The organism is Desulfosediminicola sp. (assembly GCF_048381775.1).
Classification (GTDB): domain Bacteria; phylum Desulfobacterota; class Desulfobulbia; order Desulfobulbales; family Desulfocapsaceae; genus Desulfopila; species Desulfopila ganghwensis.
The window spans coordinates 313,775-331,870 of sequence record NZ_JBLXGE010000004.1 but is presented as its reverse complement, the minus strand read 5'-3'; the positions used below and the strand labels follow the sequence as shown (position 1 = coordinate 331,870).

The window sequence follows — 18,096 nt, the reverse complement described above, 5'->3', positions numbered from 1 at the left end:
TCTTTCGACTTTGATCGACGTTACATCATACCGGAACCACAACCACATTTTTGCTACAGCATGACAACCTCTTCACATCTTTCAATTTCATCTACCGCACTTTCTGAGACAATACTACAAAAAGCTCTGGATGCCGCAAAAAAGTTCAACATACCGTACATTACGCCCGATCGTTGTGAAACTCAATACATCCTGACATTTACAGATCAGCGCTTGGAACTCAGGGCCAATCCGGCTAACAAAAAATCCGAAACATTCGCCCCCATATACGTCGACTTTGTCCAAGGCAGCACAGGCTACCGACACCAGAGAAACACTACGATTAAACAACCCCTGGCACGTGCTGTCGGGGTAAAATCAGGATTCAGACCGGATGTCTTTGATGCCACAGCAGGCTTGGGGATTGATGGCTTCGTGCTTGCTTCGCTGGGTTGCAAGGTAATACTGAGTGAACGATCACCTATTCTGCATGCCCTGCTGGAAGATGGCCTGGAACGCGCGGCAAACAATGAACGAACTCATGAAATTGTTACCCGGAGAATCACCCTGCTTTCCGGCAATTCCATTAATAATTTGATAAAAATGGATAACCAGATACACACTGTCTACCTTGATCCTATGTACCCGCATTCCGCCAAATCTGCTCTGAACAAAAAAGAGATGCGGGTCATCCGTGATCTAGTGGGCGATGACGAAGATGGCCCTGAACTACTCAAAGTGGCCTTAGAGGTTGCAGGCAACAGGGTTGTCGTCAAACGTCCTAAAGGCGCCCCCCGCCTTGATGGTTCCTGCGAAAACCCACTAGAGCCAAGTCATGAAATACAAATGAAGAATAGCAGGTTCGATGTCTACCTTACCGCGCATCTCAAAAGGACATGAACCACTATTTATGATACTTTTCGCCTGCTTTTATGGTGTAAGCACGGTAAATCTGCTCAACCAACAGCATTCTCACCATATCGTGGGTAAAGGTCATCTCAGACAGTGAAAGACAGAGATCAGCCCTGCTGATCACCTCCCCGGAAATCCCGGTAGGCCCGCCGATTAGATAGCAAGCACCCTTGACCCCACGTTGTTCCCAACCGCTGATGGTTCCCGCAAACTGCTCTGATGTGTATTGTTTGCCCCGTGAGTCAAGAGCGACAACAAGCCACCCGGCAGGAATTGCCTCCAGCAGTTTCCTTCCCTCCTGGGTGATATCCGCCTTGCCGCCTGCTTTTTTTTCTTTAATAACCCTGGTGACAAACTGGGTGTAATGCTTGAGGCGGGAAGTATACTCTTTTATTCCCTCTGAAATAAAAGAGTCTTTGGTCTTGCCCAGAAAAATTACTTCATGTTTCATCACATTCTTCCTTGCGAAAGTGTGCCTGTATATAGCTCATGGCTTGTAAGCCAGTTAACAGCTTATCTTTTTTCTGGTAGCCATCAACTTTTTCAACGCGCCGCAAAACTCTTCATAGCTTGTGTCTTTCCTGATTCCAGGACAGGAATCTGATATGGTGCTGAAATTGTTAACATCGCTAAGAATAGATGGATGCAGAGGCCACTCCCGACACCGCCAGGGCCTCCCTGCATGTACAGAGCATCCCTCATCGTAAAAAATACAGTGGCCATCAACGATTTTCATCTGCACAACATTAGCGGTAATTCTCCAATACTTTTCTGCTACTTCGTCTCTTTCCATGCCAAGCGCTTCGCACATTATCCGCTGATCGTCCTCATCAAGGGATACAGTTGTCTCTCCCTGACAGCAATAACCACAGCGAGCACACGAGAACAGTTGTTCGATATCAGACATATCTACTCCAAATCCTGCAACACCTTAATTATAAAATGTATAAATGATCACGATATGATCGAAAATGAAATTTTACACCGTAAAATCATATTTCTGAGAGTTGCATATATAACAATTCCAGATGATACCAGCCTCAAAAAAAGAGGCGCTCCCGAAAAAAGGGAGCGCCCTGATGCACTACTGTAAAATTCGTTATTCTATCACGCGTATCCTACAACATCTAAGAATGTACTTATATCAATACCGTACTGAAGTGCAGCCGCTTTCCATTTCATTTCGTTGGGGAGATCGAAAATTATCGTATCATCAGCGGGCACCATTAACCAACCATCATCAACGAGTTCCCTTTCCAGCTGCCCTGGCCCCCAGCCGGTATAACCAAGTAAGAACAGAAACTTCTCCGGGCCGCACTCCTCTGCTATATCCTGCAACACCTTGGTCTCCCTGGAGAGTGATACCGTAGAGGTCACTTCCAGCTGATACTCGGTTTTATATGTCGAGGTATAAAGAATGAACGCTGACTCCAGTTCGACCGGACCACCGATGTATACCGGCGGGAGTTCATTTACTGGGATGGGCAAATCAGCGCCCTGCAACACTTCGGCCATGGAAAATGCGGGGTTAGGCTTATTTATGGCTAACCCCATTGCCCCCTCCTGACTGTGTGCGCATATGTATATTACCTGCTCTTCAAAGCGCGGATCCGGCATTTGCGGTGTAGACACCAGAAACGAACCTGTCAGGTCCTTTATTATCGGGGCTTTATCTTCTTTCATTTTCCGTCTCCGTGAACAATGGCGTATCAGGCCAGTTACAATTCTTGCCTTATTTTGGTCTTGAATTGTACTGTCTACAGTTTATCAAAGGTGTCTTGACCCAGTCAAGTTCGAGCTAGTACGGTAATGCCGGGGCACGGCGTCAGATTTATTTTTCCAATTATCTCCCTCATTGACATGACAAAACTTTTGAGATTACCTAACATGGAATATCCTGACTGGTCGGCATTTTGAGGATATTGATTCAAGCTTTTAGCTAATATATTGATTTACATTTAAATGTGTTACAATCTCTGTAACCTAAAGCAAGGACTTACCAGATCCTTAAAATATAATGTAATGCAACTCCATGATAAATGAACATCTCGAACGTATCCTTTACACAGGTCACCACGATCCCTTTAAATATCTTGGGGTACACTTTTCCAAAAGTGACAGTGAGCTTGTTGTAATCCGTACCTTTCAGCCCCACGCCGATGGCGTCGCCCTTTTGAGCGGGCACAGGCGTAAGGTGCTGCCCAGAATACACAAGGAAGGGTTATTCGAAATTCAGCTGAAACGAGATTGGTTTTCAGATCCCCATCTGGACCCATATACCTACCAATTTGAACTATTTTTTTCGGATGGTTCAAGCAAAAGGATAAACGACCCCTACAGATTTCTCCCCCAGCTCGAAGAAACAGACAGGTATCTGTATAATTTTGGTACCAATTACCGTATTTATGAACATCTCGGCAGCCATAAGGCGATTCTTTCAAATATCAGCGGAACCTCTTTCAGAGTTTGGGCACCAAACGCCAGAAGTGTTTCGGTCATAGGAGACTTCAATCGTTGGGACGGCAGAGTACACCCCATGCGAACGCTCGGCGCTTCCGGCATTTGGGAACTGTTTTTGCCTGGGATCGGGGAGGGAACTCTTTACAAATATCTGATTCGCAGCCAACAAGATAAATTACTGGAGAAAGCTGATCCATTTCAATTTCAGGGTGAACTCCGTCCCAACAGCGCATCCATTGTCAATTATCTGAACCATCACCAATGGCAAGACGAGAAATGGGTGCGACAGCAGCATCATTCAGAGCCCTACGACAAGCCACTGGCTGTTTATGAGGTACATCTTGGTTCCTGGAAACGTGATCCAGAAGATCACTGGCGATTCCTCACGTATAAAGAGCTTGCCGCCCAACTCATCCCTTATGTGAAAAAACTCGGCTTTACCCACATTGAAGTCATGCCAATCATGGAGCATCCTCTTGATGAATCCTGGGGATATCAGGTCACCGGCCCCTTCAGTGTTACCAGCCGTTACGGCACCCCTGAAGAATTCATGTATTTTGTCGACCAGTGCCACCAGCACAACGTAGGTGTAATTCTCGATTGGGTACCAGCCCATTTTCCACGTGACGAGCACAGTCTGGCCCGCTTTGACGGTACCGCACTCTATGAGCATGAAGACCCTTTAAAAGGCGCCCACCCTGAATGGGGCACCTATATTTACAATTATGGCAGAAGAGAGGTCAGTAATTACCTCATTTCCAACGCTCTGTTCTGGCTGGATAAGTTCCACATTGACGGGCTGCGGGTCGATGCGGTTGCCTCCATGCTCTACCTTGATTATGCACGAAAAGACGGAGAGTGGTTGCCAAACTGTTATGGAGGCAGGGAAAATCTCGAAGCTATTGATTTCATCCGCCACGTAAATTCTGTGGTGTATGATCTCTACCCAAACACCCTGATGATCGCTGAGGAATCTACAAGCTTCTTTGGTGTTTCCAGACCGACCAACTTGGGTGGGCTTGGCTTCGGTTTTAAATGGAATATGGGCTGGATGAACGATATGCTCAACTATTTCGCCAAGGATCCTCTCTTTCGGAAATTTCACCATAACACCCTCACATTTTCATTAATGTATGCCTTTTCCGAAAATTTTCTCTTGCCCTTGTCACACGACGAAGTTGTTCATGGTAAGCGCTCTCTGTTAAGTAAAATGCCGGGTGATGAATGGCAAAAATTTGCCAACCTCCGGCTCCTGCTTTTTTCAATGTGGACTCATCCTGGCAAAAAGTTACTGTTCATGGGTGGGGAATTCGGGCAAATTAATGAATGGTACTGTAAAACCAGCCTTGATTGGCACCTGCTTGAAGAAAATGTTCGTCATGCAAAAATGCTTGATTTTGTTTCAGATTTAAATACCATATATCGGAACAATCCCAGCCTTTGGCAACAGGATTTTCAGCACGAAGGATTCAAATGGATTGACTTTGAAGACCGTAACAACTCGGTAATCTCTTTTACCCGATATGCAAAGGAGAACAATGATCACCTCGTCTGCATACTGAACTTTACGCCCCAGACCTATTATGAATACCAGGTGGGCTTGCCAAGCGGACAGAAATATCGATTCCTTTTTTGTTCTGACGATACTGCATATGGAGGAAGCGGTTCGTATACTAAAGAAATGGAGATTCAGCCTGAACCTGGCCCCCACGGCTCAGCACCTTTTAAAACTGCTATTACCCTTCCCCCCCTTGCAGGAATTATTTTACAGCCTGTTGCCAACGCACAGGCTGAAGGAGTAAACGATGACAACAAAGCGCCCGACTGAACTTCCTGGAGATAAACTCAGAAAAGCAATAGACGAGTACAGCCAGTTACGCACAACAACTCCTGAGCTTTCTGCAAACGCGACCATCAATAAAGTCGCCCAGAAATTTGATCTTTCTCCTATAGAATGCGAATTTTTGCGCAGGCAATTACTTGAAAACAGTTAAACAGCACGGGGTAATTTAGAAGTATACAATTGCTACTGATAAAGAGAGAAATTAGGCAGGTAAATCAGTTATGGACGAATACCAGACTATTATCGCAACCATCGCACTGACCATGGGAACAGCATGGGCCAGTGGAATTAACCTGTATGCTACCCTTGCCATGCTTGGAATACTTGGCTCTACAGGCAATATCGCACTTCCAGAAGGACTCGTCGTACTACAGGATCCTCTTGTTATAATGGCTGCCTGTACCATGTATGCTGTAGAGTTTTTTGCTGACAAAACTCCGGGAATAGATACCGGCTGGGATACCATCCACTCATTTATCCGCATACCTGCAGGAGTCATCCTGGCTGCCGGTGCTGTGGGAGATGTAAGCCCTGCCTTCTCTATCGCAGCGGGTATACTGGGGGGAACTGTTTCTGCCACCAGTCATATGCTGAAAGCTGGGTCCCGCGTCCTGATAAACACTTCTCCAGAACCATTTTCAAACTGGACAGCATCAGTTACAGAGGATGTCGCAGTAGTTGGAGGGCTTTGGGCCGCCTTACATTATCCGGTCACGTTTCTTGTACTGTTTGTCGTATTCATTTTTGCCGGAATATGGTTACTGCCTAAAATCTGGAGAGGTATCTGTCTGCTCATCGGCAAGTTGAAACGCTTCTTTTCCCAGGACCGTTCTCCTGATTCGAACATCCAGCCTGAAATCAAAGAGATCGGCAGACAGTAGTATCTGTATAAAAAAAAGCCTGTTATGGAATAAACCACAACAGGCTTTTTAAAACGGTACCGCAATTCTGACTATGTCAAAGCAGTTTCACCACATATTTTACCTTCACCAGCTTAGCTTGAGAGTCCCAAGCGCCCTGCTGCAATACCTTTTGCCTCCAATCTATTTTGCAGGCATCGGTAATAAACATCCACAGTCTGTTCACACATCGACCGTGTCGTGAATTTTTGCAACACACGCTTTCTGCCGTTACCACCGAATTGTTCCAATTCCGGTTTTTCCAGGGTGAGTGCTTTTTCCAGGGCTCTTGCCAAAGCCTGAAAATCAGCCGGCTCAATAAGCCAGCCAGTCACACCATCCACAACAGTCTCAAGACTGCCACCATGGGCTGTGGCGATAACCGGCTTCCCCATGGCCATAGCCTCAATGGAGACTCGACCAAATGCTTCCGGCTCGCTTGAGGACGCAGATACTACAATGTCTGAAAGCAAATACGCTGCAGCCATATCGCTGCAATGCCCGACCATTTTCACACGATCATGCAATTTATGCTTGGCAATTATGGTGTTCAGTTCTTCAGTATAGTTGGGTGTCTCATTCGGATCTCCCACTAAGACTGCCTGAAAATCAAGAGCACTCAACCGCGAAAGGCTCCTGAGAAATACATCCTGCCCCTTCCAGCGGGAAAATCGACCCGGCAACATTACGACGGGTTTGCTCTCATCAAGTCCCCAATCTTTACGCAATGCTTCAACACGGGAAGCAGGTATCACTTCAGGGTTAAAGACCTCTTCGGCCACGCCTCTGAAAATCGGTTTTACGTGAATATGATCGCCATAAAACTCGCGTATGTGTTCTTTCACAGACTCTGAGACAGCTATTACAATCTCACCCTTGGTCATTATGGCGCTATAGGCGTTAACCGAGTAAAAACCATGAAAGGTAGTAACCAGAACTGGTCTCTCGGCTGCAGGCAGACTCTTCCAGGCCAGATAACCTAACCAGGCAGGAAGCCTGGAGCGAAGATGGAGAATATCGACACCTTCCTCACGCATCAACTTTCTGAGAGCGGGGATATACTTCAGACCGCTTAAGGACTTTTTCCCGACACTCATCTGAAAATGTTGACTACCTTCCTGTTCAAGCTGATCAACCAATCGCCCACCACCGGATACGACCAGAGAACGGTGGCCATTTGCGACCAAATGCTTGCCCGTTTCCAAAGTGCCCCGCTCAACGCCACCGCTTTCCAACTCGGGCAACATTTGAAGCACTGTCAATTTCTTATCTTTAAAACGTGAATCCCTTTCTGCAAGCATTTGCCTATACAGTGTGAGATTTCCCTCACACATCCTTTCTGCCGTAAAATACTTCAGCACTCTGCGCCTACCGGCTTCGCCAAGCCTGTTCCGACGGGCTCCATCTCGCAATGCTGTATCAATTGCCTGGGCCATAGCGTTTGGGTTCTGCGGCTCAACCAGCCAGCCAGTCTCTCCGTCCACTATGGTTTCCAAACTTCCTCCGTGGGCAGTAGCAATAACCGGTCGCCCCATCGCCATCGCCTCTACTGCTACCTTGCCAAAAGCTTCCGGTCGAGTGGAAGTTGCTGATACTATAATATCTCCAAGCAACATTGCAGCGGGCATGTCGTCACAATGTCCAACCAGCTTCACTCGTTCGTCGAGACCGTATTGATGAATTTTCGCCCGTATCTCTTTGACAAAGGCCTTGGTCTCGTTGATTTCACCTATACAAAAAGCCTTAAAGTTCCTGTGCTTTATAAGCTCAAGACTGTCTATGAAATCATCTTGACCTTTCAACTTGGTCAATCTGCCGGGCAGTATAATTACAGGTTCGTCATTTTCCTGCAAGCCCCATGTTTTACGAAGATTATCTAGACGTTCACTACTCACGGCGTCAGGTGCGAATTGTTCTCTATCAAAGCCACCGTAAATTATGGTGATTTTTTCTATGGCTGTCTGATAATTATCAACAATATGGTCCTTTATTGTTTTGGAGACAGCAACTACCCGCTCTCCCCTGGTCATTATCTCTGAATATCGATTTACCGAATGAAAACCATGAAAGGTGGTAATTAATGGAGGGCGTTCACTTGGCGGAAGAGATTTCCAACCGTAATAGCAGACCCAGGCAGGAAGACGTGAACGTAAATGGACAATATCGACGTCTTCGTTGAGAAGGAATTGACGGAATTGACGAATATATTTCAAACAGGATAAATTTTTCTTGCCGATACCAGGCCATGTCAGGTGATGACAGCCCGCTCTCTCCAATTTCTCTACGAGCCGCCCTCCTCCTGAAATAACGATGGATCTATGGCCCTTTTCAGCCAGGTAGACTGCTTGATCAAGAGTTTCAATCTCAACACCACCTTCATCCATCTCGGGAAGCACCTGCACAACGGTCAGCTTATCATATAGCATAATGCGCCTGTCCCCCTTGTCCTGAAAAAATAGAATAACCGGTGCAGGGTGTTACATTTCCGCAGCGGCTGACCATCTACTCTTTAACAACTCATTCACGGTACTGGCGGTACTTTATGTCTTAACCTACTGCAAAATACTTTTATCTATCTACAACTACCTGGATTACCCAAACACAGACCATATGGATTGCCGGTCGTAACTGTTTCGTCTATTGCCAGCCCAAGCCTAGGACATACCAGACTTCCAAAAAAATATTAATTGCTGTCCGAGTCTCGATTTTATTTACTAATAGGAACTATTTCAAACATTTTCGAGACATACATCCTTGCAAACTATATCAGCTACAAATAAAAAATGCGAATTTCCATGAAAGAAAATTCGCATTTATATGAATACGAGGGAATGGCAAACAGGACAGTCTTCAACACTGCCTTAATAGCCTAAGTTAGCCTGTCGGCTGAATTTTTCTTAAAATCTCTTCTGCACATCGATCGGCTTCATTAAAATCCTGTTCAGCCATAGATAACAAGGAGGTAGACTCAGCAGGTGAATACACCTTCACCAAACCCTTCAAAAGAAGAAAATCTATACTCCTCTGGAATTTGTTCCTGGCATTTTTCCAGGGAACAGGCAGAATACCCACTCGGCAACCTGCAGTCAGAGCCTCATAGATCATGGACACTGAATCTGCTGTTACCCAGGCTACTCCTGATTTTGCATATTGATCTTCAACCCATCCCCTTGGGGTATCTTTAAAGTCAAAAAAGGTCGCATTCGGCTGTGATTCCGAATAACCTTTCAGGATTTCAACCGTATCATCGGGAGTTCTGGGGGAAGAGCTTATTGACCATTGGATATCTTTCCCCTCATGAACTATGTTGCGGATAAATTCAGCTAATTCGACTCCACGCCAGAAATGACTCGATTCATCTATCCCACCCAGCAGGATTAATCCTTTATCGGGTTCTCTCCGGATATTCTTTTCCGCCGACAAAACAGGAGGTCCGTCTGTGAGCAGGATGTTGTCCTTTTCCTCAAGTTGATCATGCCTTGGCACGCAGCATAGATCAAATTTCCCTCGCAACAGCCTGTCAGGAGCCATACAGGTAACTATTGGTATACCGTAGGAATTCTTGCAAGCGATCAGGGGGGCATGGGTCCGGCTTCCGGTCCCGATTGCCAGATCAAAATCATCGAGACCTTGTACCTTCCCCCTATTACTACCGAGAAAAAGCCTGCCGATATCAAAAAACCTCTGCCATTTTGTACGTTCCGGAAGCCTGAACTCAGTAACTTCCACGCTAACCAATCGCTTAAACCCTTGGATTATTGCCAGACTCTGTTTCTCATGTCCGGGACTTCCCTCCAGGAACAATGCGACTTTCATATTTTTCTCTTTGCTCATTATGGCATCTTCGCAACGCAACTTCAGCTACCAGACTGCATACAATCGCCTGATCGCCAATCTCTCTTTTGCTCTCGAACTTTCTCAGTGGCTTATTTTCTCATGGGAGACGCGGATGGTGGTCTCCTGGAGCCGCCACCGGCAAGTTTGACAATAATCTGATTGGATTTCTGCAGACGAGCAGCCATGGACTTGAACAAATGGTTTGTGACTTCAGGATATTTATCCACCACCTCATCCAATTTATCACCAGGGTAACGCTTAATAGTTGAACGCCCCTGCGAAACAATGGTGGCAGTTCTCTTTTCTCCAGATATTGCAGCCATCTCACCGAAATACTCGCCAGGCTCTGTTAGTTCAGCGATTTTTTTACCACCCTTTATTACGGTCAGCGCTCCTCGTATTAATTTAAAAAAATCAATATCGGTATTGCCCTCTCTGATTATGACATCACCATCCTCGTACTCTTCCACATCCGGGTTGAGCAGGTAGGCTGGCAGACTCTCCTTGTGCGCTACTGTTCTCTTCAAAGCTTCATCAAGGCTGGTAATTCCATCGCGAACTTTATGCAAGGCAGCTACCCGTAATGGTGTCATGCCCTCCTGCACAGCAATTTTTCTGAGCTGATCTTCAGGCACTTCTGAACTGATTGCCGTGGCCACCTCATCGGTTACCTCCATCAGCTCAAAGAAACCAACTCGGCCTTTATAACCTCGACCACTGCATTCCTTGCAGCCTGTGGGGCCATAAATTGTAAGGTCATCTAAATCATCTTCATTGAATCCTGCTGAAATGAGTGTGTCCCTATCGTAACTTACGACTTTTTTGCAGGCATTACAGAGCCGTCTTCCCAATCGCTGAGCGAGCACCATAGTCACAGATGACGCCAGCATATACGGGGGGATCCCGATATCGATCATACGGCCTATTGTCGCGGCACTATCATTTGTATGCAGGGTGGAAAAAACGAGATGGCCCGTCATCGCAGCCTTAATGGCAATCTCTGCAGTATCCATATCACGAATCTCACCAACCATGATAATATCCGGATCCTGACGGAGAAAAGCTTTCAAGGCGGCGGCAAAGGTCATACCGACTTCGGTATTGACGTTTACCTGATTAATTCCCTTAAAGTTGAATTCCACCGGATCTTCTGCGGTCAGGATCTTGATATCCTCACTGTTAAGTGAATTCAATGCCGAATAGAGGGTAACTGTCTTACCTGAACCCGTTGGCCCGGTAACCAGAAGCAGGCCCTGAGGACTGCTCAGACAGCGCCTCAACATATCAAACGTTGACTGTTCAAAACCAAGCATGGTCAGATCGACATTCAGCGATCCTTTATCAAGAATACGAAGAACTACAGACTCACCGAACAGGGTGGGCAGGGATGATACACGGAAATCGACGGATCTGTTTCGCCCCATCCGCATTTTGATTCGACCGTCCTGCGGTACTCTTCTTTCTGTGATATCGAGCCCGGCTAGAATTTTCATGCGGGCAACCAGGGCGTTCTTGATACTTAACGGCAGGTTCATGGACTTAAACAGTGAGCCGTCCTTACGATATCGAACCTGCATCGTTTTTTCGTACGGTTCCACGTGAATATCGGAAACTCCTTCCTGAACAGCCTTAATGAGAATTCCGTTCACCAGCTTGATAATTGGTGCATCTGAAGCGGCAAACTGATCGCCAAGACCATCGTCCTCATCCTTCTCTATCTCAAAATCATCAGCGGCTTCAGCCAGGATCGAGCCGAAGTCATCAACCTGAGTTACTTCAATTTCCTCTTCAAATTCCTCACTCTTGTCAAAGAACGAGTTATACTCTTCATCGGAAATTTTGTAGTACTTTTTATATGCCTCAACAATATCCGACTCAGTTGATACGCACACAGAAAGTTCTTTTCCGAGAAAATCCTGAAGTTCCTCAACCGCCATTGAGTCGGAAGGCTCAGCCATCGTGACCTGGAGGGTGTTTCCAGCCATCCGTAGAGGAAAGGCCATATATTCCTTGGCCTTTTCATATTCCATAATGCCGAGCACATCCTTTGATGGAGGCTCGTTCTTGATGACTACAGGGGGGTAATTATGCTGACGGCTTAAGAAATTGAAGACGGTATCTTCATCAATATAGTCCAGGCGACGCAGAATGGTACTCAACCGGCCACCGCTTTTCTGCAGCTCTTTTTTGGCAAATTCCAGCTGAGTCGGCGTGATGTAGCCAGCCTTACTCAACAATTCACCAATTTTTATTTTTCCTGCACCTGACTGATCTTTAACCGTTTTCCGCATTGAAGATCTATGCTTTAAAGAACTTGATTTGGGTGCCATATACCTACGACCTAAATGAGGAAATGCACTATCCCGCCACTAATGATCCGATGGCTGCCCAATTCACTACTGCCGGAATAGTAATATGTAGTATCAGTATTTGATATAGATCTGAACGTAATAAAGCAAAAATCTAAAACTCCTGCCCTCGGAATCTTAAAACAAAATCCACTGCACATAAATGTTATATACTGCAACATATTGTGAGAATTAAGGATTACTCTAAATAGCTTGTTGCATAACGTCTAAGATACACATAACACAGGGATTTGCCAGATTAAAATAACTCCCAAAAGGCAACTTCAGTATTTTTTTTAACACTTAACCAGTCCAGATATTTCAGGTCTGATCTATTTTTTGATTAATAATCAGCCGATAATACATTATTTTCATATAAGTTTCGTCTAGAAATAATAGTTTTTCAGTGAATTATCATAAAGTTTTTTTTAAAAAGGTAAAAATCTCGCCTCAGAAGTCTCTGAGGGAAAAAAGCAATTAGGACTCCCCTACTTTAGCTTGAAAGAGTTAAGAGAGTAACGTGACGTGCGAGGCGCGACAGATTGGCAAGTGACCCAATCCTGAACCATTATGCATATCGGCTTGTAAAGAAAAGCTTTAGGGGGAATCATGAGAAGAGATAAAAATCCCGAACATTTCATGTTCGGGATTTTTATTTGAGGTCGGTACGTTTGTATTACAGGACAGGGAACCTTTTTCGCATCTCTTCTTCGAGCGGGATCATTATCTCCCTCATTGAAGGCTCTGCCGCAGGAGAAGTGCGCAATGAGAATATATGCTTCCACTCTTCAAGATTACAGTAGGTGATAATCTCTGTCTTACAGGAATTAGGGAGCACAGTTCGCGCTGCCTGTGGAGTCGAATTTTCGAGAAGCCTTAAATAGAGCTTTTCGGTCTCCTCCATTGCCTCTTTCCAAAGCTGATATTCGGGGGAACCATCCTCATAAAACATAGGCTTAATGAAGGTTACCTGGTTACCGAATTTGTCCTGATTATAGCGACAATATCTCTGGCTCTCCTGCAAGTAGGAACACGGTCTATGTCGTACAAGTTCGTGGGTCACTGCCCTGTTAGTGATCATTTTGACCCCCACAAAGCGATGACGGGCAAGCAGATTTACAGGCAGGTCCTCCACCTCATCAAGGCTCAGCTTGGTAATGCTGATTTCCTCATGTGGGGGCAACGACTCCGCCGGCAGATAAACACCCTCAAACAGATATTGGTAGCGTCCGGCAAGGTCACGTACCAGTTCGCTCACTACACTGTTATCAGCATAGTTGCCGTACATTTCACGGAAAGCACGAATCGATCCGGTCACAATAAATCCGGAATCCGTCCTGTCAGTCACAAAGAATTTTGGCTGGCAGGCATGAAATTCAAGCACATGGTCTGGATGACAAACCACGTTATAAGTGGCTACAGCCATCTCAAGCACAGAATTATGTCCATGCGCTGCGATCTTCTTTACAAATGGTACAGCTGACTCTTCGGTGATTTTATCTTCACTCTTGTAGCAGATACGCCCACATGTTTCCAATCGTACAGCGATAGGCTGTCTGTCCAGATCATATTGAATTTCAAATGACGGCTCAACGATTATCATGTTTGATCACCTTTCCAGAATGGGGACATTTTGCGCAGAGACTCAATGATCTCCGGCATCTTCTCCAGAACGAAATCAACTTCTGCCTCTGTATTGTACACGCTGAGTGAAAACCGGATAGAACCATGTGCCGCCGTGAATGGAACACCCATCGCCCTGAGGACATGGGATGGTTCCAGTGACCCGGAGGTACATGCAGACCCGGATGAGGCACAGATTTTATACCGGTTCATATGCAGCAATATAGCCTCTCCCTCAACATATTCAAAACTTACGTTTGCGGTATTGGGAAGTCTTTCTGTTTTATGCCCGTTCAGCATTGAGTTGGGAATAGATGCGAGAAGTCCCTGCTCAAGTTTGTCACGCAGTGCCTTGACCCTGGTGTTTTCTTCTTCCATCTTGGCAGCAGCAAGCTCACATGCTTTACCCAGACCGACGATGGAAGCCACGTTCTCGGTACCGCCACGTCGTCCATGCTCCTGGTGTCCACCAGCAAGAAATGGAGTATATGGTGTACCTCGTTTTACATACAGTACGCCTACACCTTTGGGTGCATGCAACTTATGTCCTGAAATGGAGAGAAAATCCACATCCAAATCTTTCAGATTGATCGGCACCTTGCCTACCGCCTGAACAGCATCGGTGTGAAAGAGAATACCACGTTCCTTCGCAATACGGGCCATCTCTTCAATTGGAAAAATAACACCGGTCTCGTTGTTGGCCCACATTACACTGACGATTGCGGTGTCATCACCTAAGGCAGCTTTGTACTCATCGAGATCCAGCATTCCTTCGGCATCTACCTTGAGGCGGGTGATACGATGTTTATGCCCGGTGAGAGTATCGACTGTATCGCAGAGGTTCTTAACTGCAGGATGCTCGACCCTGGTAGTGACAATATGACGCTTCTCCGGAAACGACTGCAAAGCTGAGAGAATCGCTGTTGAATCACTTTCGGTACCACAACTGGTGAAGGTTATCTCCTCCGGATCTGCACCAATCAGATCGGCCACCTGCTTACGGGCTATCTTCAGGGATTCACCGACCTGGCCGCCAAAATTGTACATGCTGGATGGATTGCCATAAAACTGAGTGAGGTACGGCATCATTGCCTCGACAACCTCTGGGGCAACACACGTTGTGGCGTTGTTGTCAAGATAGACTACTTCTTCGTTTTTCTGGCTCATCAGTTTGCTTCCTCCACAATAAGAGTATCCAGAACCAGTTCACGGAGTTTCACCTCAACATATTCTTTAATCGTGGTCTGAGACTTATGACAACTCTTGCACGCCCCACGCAGCGAAACTATAACAAAATCGCCATCTACGTCGATCAATTCGATGTCACCGCCATCTTTACGCAGGCCGGGTCGAACCTCTCTCTCGAGGACTTCTTCAATTTTTTTAATTTTCTGCAAGGTGGTCATGCGTTTTGGAGCTGCATCTTCAAGCTTCACCAGCTTGGCACCGACAACAGTTTCTTCCAGAATCGCCCGAAGTTTATCTTCACATTTTCCGCAGCCACCACCAGCTTTGGTAAAATTGGTGATTTCTTCGACTGAGCGAAGGTTTGACTCCTGAATGGCACGGCGAACCTCGATATCCGTCACTCCGAAGCACTCACAGACGATTTCACCTTCAGCCATCGGCAGCACCATGCCACGAAAATCAGCGATGGCAGCTTCAAGTGCCTCTCTTCCCATCACTGAGCAGTGCATTTTCTCTTTTGGCAATCCGCCCAGGAAATCAGCAATATCTTCATTAGTGATCTTCTCGGCTTCAGAGACCGGCATACCCTTGATCATTTCAGTCAAAGCAGAAGATGAGGCGATTGCACTTGCGCAACCGAAGGTCTTGAATTTGGCATCGGTAATCACATCGTTCTCATCCACCTTTATGGTCAGCTTCAGGGCATCCCCACAGGCAAGAGAACCGACATCACCGGTACCATTTGCATCATCTACTTCTCCAACGTTTCTCGGATTCAGGAAATGCTCCTGAACCTTATCAGTATATTCCCACATTGATGGCTCCTAAAAATAACAATTCACTATGATTATCTGTTATATGCTGACAATAATACGGAAAGCCTAAAATGCAACTTCGATTTTTTTAACAATTTCTATACCATTGACTTACTGTGGTACTTCTATTTTCCGCAGCTTTAAACGAGCTGAATCTCCCTGAGCAACCTCTGCGCAGTTTCGACCAGATCCTGCGTCCCGTCCGGAGTGCGCGACTCGACATAAAACCGGACCTTGGGTTCAGTTCCTGAGGGTCGTATCATAAGCCACGAGCCATCGTCAAGAATCATCTTTCGGCCATCAATAGTGATGACCTCAACAATCTCTTTTGGCTCACCACCCACAATAAGAGAGCTTCCTCTACCATACTTTTCAAGTTCTTTCAGCCTTTCCAGAAGCTCTTCACCTCGGTAGCTCACTTCAATTCCGTCCCGATCGGCATAAAATGCACCGAACTCCGCCTCAATTTCATCTTTGTATTCACTCAGGTTTTTGCCGGTTGTGAGTACCATATCAAGGGCAAGCAGCAGTCCAATGTAAGCATCTTTTTCCGGAGTGTGTCCAATAATCGATATTCCGTCTGATTCTTCGAAAAAGACCAGGGCCTTCCCCATAACAGGTTTAAATTCCTTAAAACCAACCCTCGGTTCAAAAACTTTTTCACCAAAAGATTCAGCCAGCTGGTTCGCCATGTTGGAAGTGGCAACAGTTTTCGCCACCATCCCCTTCTTCTTTTTATGAACGACAAGGAAATGGTAGGCCATAGCACCAAACTGGTTCATACTGATCTCTTCCCTGCCGTCTGTAAACCGAATTCGATCTCCATCCGGGTCAATGATCGCACCCACCCGGTATTTTTCAGAACGGCCGGCAAGCAATTCATGTATGGCTTTGATATTTACCGATGACGGTTCCGGGGCTATGCCACCGAAAGTCACATCCGGTGTATCCCGTAAGCCAAAGTAGCTGGTTCCTTTCTCTACCTCAAGAAGTTCGCAAATATCATTTCGAGACGCACCGTGAACAGAGTCTATGGCCACAATCAAATCTGTCGCATCGGCACAATCTTTTACTATCTGATCGTAGTCAATCCCGTGCACATCAACATTTTTCCTCACCAGAGTCTTCCAGTAATCCAGTGCTCTGATTTCAGTTACTCCAGACAAGGAAAGTATCTCAAGGCCCGTAATGGCCGAACTTTCGATATCAAAATCACTATCGACAATTTCCCTGGCCAGTCGGGTTATAGTCTCGGTGACTTCTGCTGCTGCCGGTCCCGCATCGGCCGCATTGAATTTATACCCACCATATTCGAGAGGATTATGGGAGGGGGTCAGGTTTATGGAAAATGCCGCATGAAGTTCGAGTACCGCAGCAGACAGTGCACCGGTCGTTGATTCACCTGAGTAATAGACTGTAAAACCATTATCTGTCAGCACTTTTACCACCGCCCTGGCAAGCAACTCCCCGCCGAAGCGGTTGTCATAGCCAAGCACACAACCACGCTTTTTCGCTTCATCAAAATCTTGAACTCCAAGACTGCTGGTCATGACAGGGTCTGATTCCACCAGCCGGTACATCTCGACTATGGCAGCTGTTACACAACCAATCGATCGGGCAAAAACATCTTTCCCAAGTATTCCACGCCAGCCTGAAGTACCAAATTTCAATGGGCTCAATGGCTTACCATGGTTTTCAACCAGTTCTTTACGAACCATGGCATAGACTGTATCTATCTCTGTCTGCCATGAAACTTCACTGGTCTCATTTCTTATTTTTACAAGTTCTTTAATCATGCTGAAATAATCACTTGCAGCATGATCGTCTTCGATTATATACTTGGCTTTAAATTGCTCCACATCCTTATTATGTGACATATGCAGCCCCCGTATTTTGTTGTCAAAAACCGATCCCGGCAACCATTGACACAGATAAACATTCTGAATCCATATGTAATTCTACCGCATCTTTCTTAAGCGACAAGCCTGTCCATGTACAGATTTTTTTCTATTTGCCCCGCTCTACCTTCTTGACATGCATAAGTAACACTTGTACTATCGTGCAAAATTACTGATAATCTAATATGCTCGCGCACAGACTCGGAACAACTTTCGAGTGTCACCCGATACAATACAGGGTATAGCCCTTTTCAATCCAATAGCACGTTTTCGTGTATCACACCCCAAAACAGT

14 protein-coding genes are annotated in these 18,096 nt (G+C 46.0%); 4 read left to right on the top strand and 10 right to left on the bottom strand.

Annotated features, from left to right (window positions below; all coding sequences use genetic code 11):
• Positions 1–60: 60 nt before the first annotated feature.
• Positions 61–879, top strand: coding sequence for a class I SAM-dependent methyltransferase (locus ACN5NT_RS09100; RefSeq protein WP_419175219.1), 819 nt, complete (start codon positions 61–63; stop codon positions 877–879).
• Positions 880–883: 4 nt separating this feature from the next.
• Here the strand turns inward: ACN5NT_RS09100 and ACN5NT_RS09095 are convergent, their stop codons facing one another.
• The 3 genes from ACN5NT_RS09095 to ACN5NT_RS09085 all read right to left on the bottom strand — a co-directional run bounded on the left by ACN5NT_RS09095 (position 884) and on the right by ACN5NT_RS09085 (position 2,574).
• Positions 884–1,342 carry a 23S rRNA (pseudouridine(1915)-N(3))-methyltransferase RlmH gene (locus tag ACN5NT_RS09095; RefSeq protein WP_136795847.1) on the bottom strand — a complete coding sequence of 153 codons (459 nt, stop codon included), beginning with the start codon at positions 1,340–1,342 and terminating at the stop codon, positions 884–886.
• A 54-nt stretch (positions 1,343–1,396) separates the two neighbouring features.
• Positions 1,397–1,798, bottom strand: coding sequence for a YkgJ family cysteine cluster protein (locus ACN5NT_RS09090; protein WP_136795848.1), 402 nt, complete (start codon positions 1,796–1,798; stop codon positions 1,397–1,399).
• Between the two features lie 200 nt (positions 1,799–1,998).
• Positions 1,999–2,574 carry a YqgE/AlgH family protein gene (locus ACN5NT_RS09085; RefSeq protein WP_136795849.1) on the bottom strand — a complete coding sequence of 192 codons (576 nt, stop codon included), beginning with the start codon at positions 2,572–2,574 and terminating at the stop codon, positions 1,999–2,001.
• Between the two features lie 349 nt (positions 2,575–2,923).
• Here ACN5NT_RS09085 and glgB point away from each other — a divergent pair, with 349 nt between their 5' ends.
• From glgB to ACN5NT_RS09070, 3 genes are all read left to right on the top strand, one after another.
• Positions 2,924–5,179, top strand: coding sequence for a 1,4-alpha-glucan branching protein GlgB (gene glgB / locus ACN5NT_RS09080; RefSeq protein ID WP_419175218.1), 2,256 nt, complete (start codon positions 2,924–2,926; stop codon positions 5,177–5,179).
• Positions 5,157–5,345, top strand: a complete 189-nt coding sequence (locus ACN5NT_RS09075; protein WP_136795851.1) for a hypothetical protein — start codon at positions 5,157–5,159, stop codon at positions 5,343–5,345. Before glgB ends, ACN5NT_RS09075 begins: the two co-directional genes overlap by 23 nt.
• A gap of 70 nt (positions 5,346–5,415) precedes the next feature.
• Positions 5,416–6,075, top strand: a complete 660-nt coding sequence (locus ACN5NT_RS09070; RefSeq protein WP_136795852.1) for a DUF4126 domain-containing protein — start codon at positions 5,416–5,418, stop codon at positions 6,073–6,075.
• Between the two features lie 113 nt (positions 6,076–6,188).
• On the opposite strand, the gene ACN5NT_RS09065 is transcribed toward ACN5NT_RS09070, so the two are convergent.
• From ACN5NT_RS09065 to ACN5NT_RS09035, 7 genes are all read right to left on the bottom strand, one after another.
• Positions 6,189–8,519, bottom strand: coding sequence for a glycosyltransferase family 4 protein (locus ACN5NT_RS09065; protein WP_228721337.1), 2,331 nt, complete (start codon positions 8,517–8,519; stop codon positions 6,189–6,191).
• 448 nt (positions 8,520–8,967) lie between these two features.
• Positions 8,968–9,909, bottom strand: coding sequence for a mitochondrial fission ELM1 family protein (locus tag ACN5NT_RS09060; protein WP_419175217.1), 942 nt, complete (start codon positions 9,907–9,909; stop codon positions 8,968–8,970).
• A 110-nt stretch (positions 9,910–10,019) separates the two neighbouring features.
• The gene (gene pilB / locus ACN5NT_RS09055; protein WP_228721336.1) at positions 10,020–12,221 is read right to left on the bottom strand and encodes a type IV-A pilus assembly ATPase PilB; all 2,202 of its coding nucleotides are present in this window, start codon (positions 12,219–12,221) and stop codon (positions 10,020–10,022) included.
• A gap of 733 nt (positions 12,222–12,954) precedes the next feature.
• Positions 12,955–13,881: an FAD-dependent thymidylate synthase gene (locus tag ACN5NT_RS09050; protein WP_419175216.1), complete on the bottom strand. Its 927-nt coding sequence runs from the start codon at positions 13,879–13,881 to the stop codon at positions 12,955–12,957.
• Positions 13,878–15,068 (bottom strand): cysteine desulfurase NifS, encoded by a 1,191-nt coding sequence (gene nifS / locus ACN5NT_RS09045; RefSeq protein WP_419175215.1) that lies wholly within the window; start codon positions 15,066–15,068, stop codon positions 13,878–13,880. Before nifS ends, ACN5NT_RS09050 begins: the two co-directional genes overlap by 4 nt.
• Positions 15,068–15,904, bottom strand: a complete 837-nt coding sequence (gene nifU, locus ACN5NT_RS09040) for a Fe-S cluster assembly protein NifU (protein WP_419175214.1) — start codon at positions 15,902–15,904, stop codon at positions 15,068–15,070. The genes nifS and nifU overlap by 1 nt, the downstream gene beginning before the upstream one ends.
• Before the next feature lie 140 nt (positions 15,905–16,044).
• The gene (locus ACN5NT_RS09035) at positions 16,045–17,781 is read right to left on the bottom strand and encodes a phosphoglucomutase (RefSeq protein ID WP_419175213.1); all 1,737 of its coding nucleotides are present in this window, start codon (positions 17,779–17,781) and stop codon (positions 16,045–16,047) included.
• Between the last annotated feature and the right edge of the window lie 315 nt (positions 17,782–18,096).

Bases quoted from the DNA above. Each gene is read 5' to 3' on its own strand.
- ACN5NT_RS09100 (WP_419175219.1), top strand. From the start codon at position 61: ATGACAACCTCTTCACATCTTTCAATTTCATCTACCGCACTTTCTGAG.
- ACN5NT_RS09095 (WP_136795847.1), bottom strand. From the start codon at position 1,342: ATGAAACATGAAGTAATTTTTCTGGGCAAGACCAAAGACTCTTTTATT.
- ACN5NT_RS09090 (WP_136795848.1), bottom strand. From the start codon at position 1,798: ATGTCTGATATCGAACAACTGTTCTCGTGTGCTCGCTGTGGTTATTGC.
- ACN5NT_RS09085 (WP_136795849.1), bottom strand. From the start codon at position 2,574: ATGAAAGAAGATAAAGCCCCGATAATAAAGGACCTGACAGGTTCGTTT.
- glgB (WP_419175218.1), top strand. From the start codon at position 2,924: ATGATAAATGAACATCTCGAACGTATCCTTTACACAGGTCACCACGAT.
- ACN5NT_RS09075 (WP_136795851.1), top strand. From the start codon at position 5,157: ATGACAACAAAGCGCCCGACTGAACTTCCTGGAGATAAACTCAGAAAA.
- ACN5NT_RS09070 (WP_136795852.1), top strand. From the start codon at position 5,416: ATGGACGAATACCAGACTATTATCGCAACCATCGCACTGACCATGGGA.
- ACN5NT_RS09065 (WP_228721337.1), bottom strand. From the start codon at position 8,519: ATGCTATATGATAAGCTGACCGTTGTGCAGGTGCTTCCCGAGATGGAT.
- ACN5NT_RS09060 (WP_419175217.1), bottom strand. From the start codon at position 9,909: ATGAAAGTCGCATTGTTCCTGGAGGGAAGTCCCGGACATGAGAAACAG.
- pilB (WP_228721336.1), bottom strand. From the start codon at position 12,221: ATGCGGAAAACGGTTAAAGATCAGTCAGGTGCAGGAAAAATAAAAATT.
- ACN5NT_RS09050 (WP_419175216.1), bottom strand. From the start codon at position 13,881: ATGATAATCGTTGAGCCGTCATTTGAAATTCAATATGATCTGGACAGA.
- nifS (WP_419175215.1), bottom strand. From the start codon at position 15,068: ATGAGCCAGAAAAACGAAGAAGTAGTCTATCTTGACAACAACGCCACA.
- nifU (WP_419175214.1), bottom strand. From the start codon at position 15,904: ATGTGGGAATATACTGATAAGGTTCAGGAGCATTTCCTGAATCCGAGA.
- ACN5NT_RS09035 (WP_419175213.1), bottom strand. From the start codon at position 17,781: ATGTCACATAATAAGGATGTGGAGCAATTTAAAGCCAAGTATATAATC.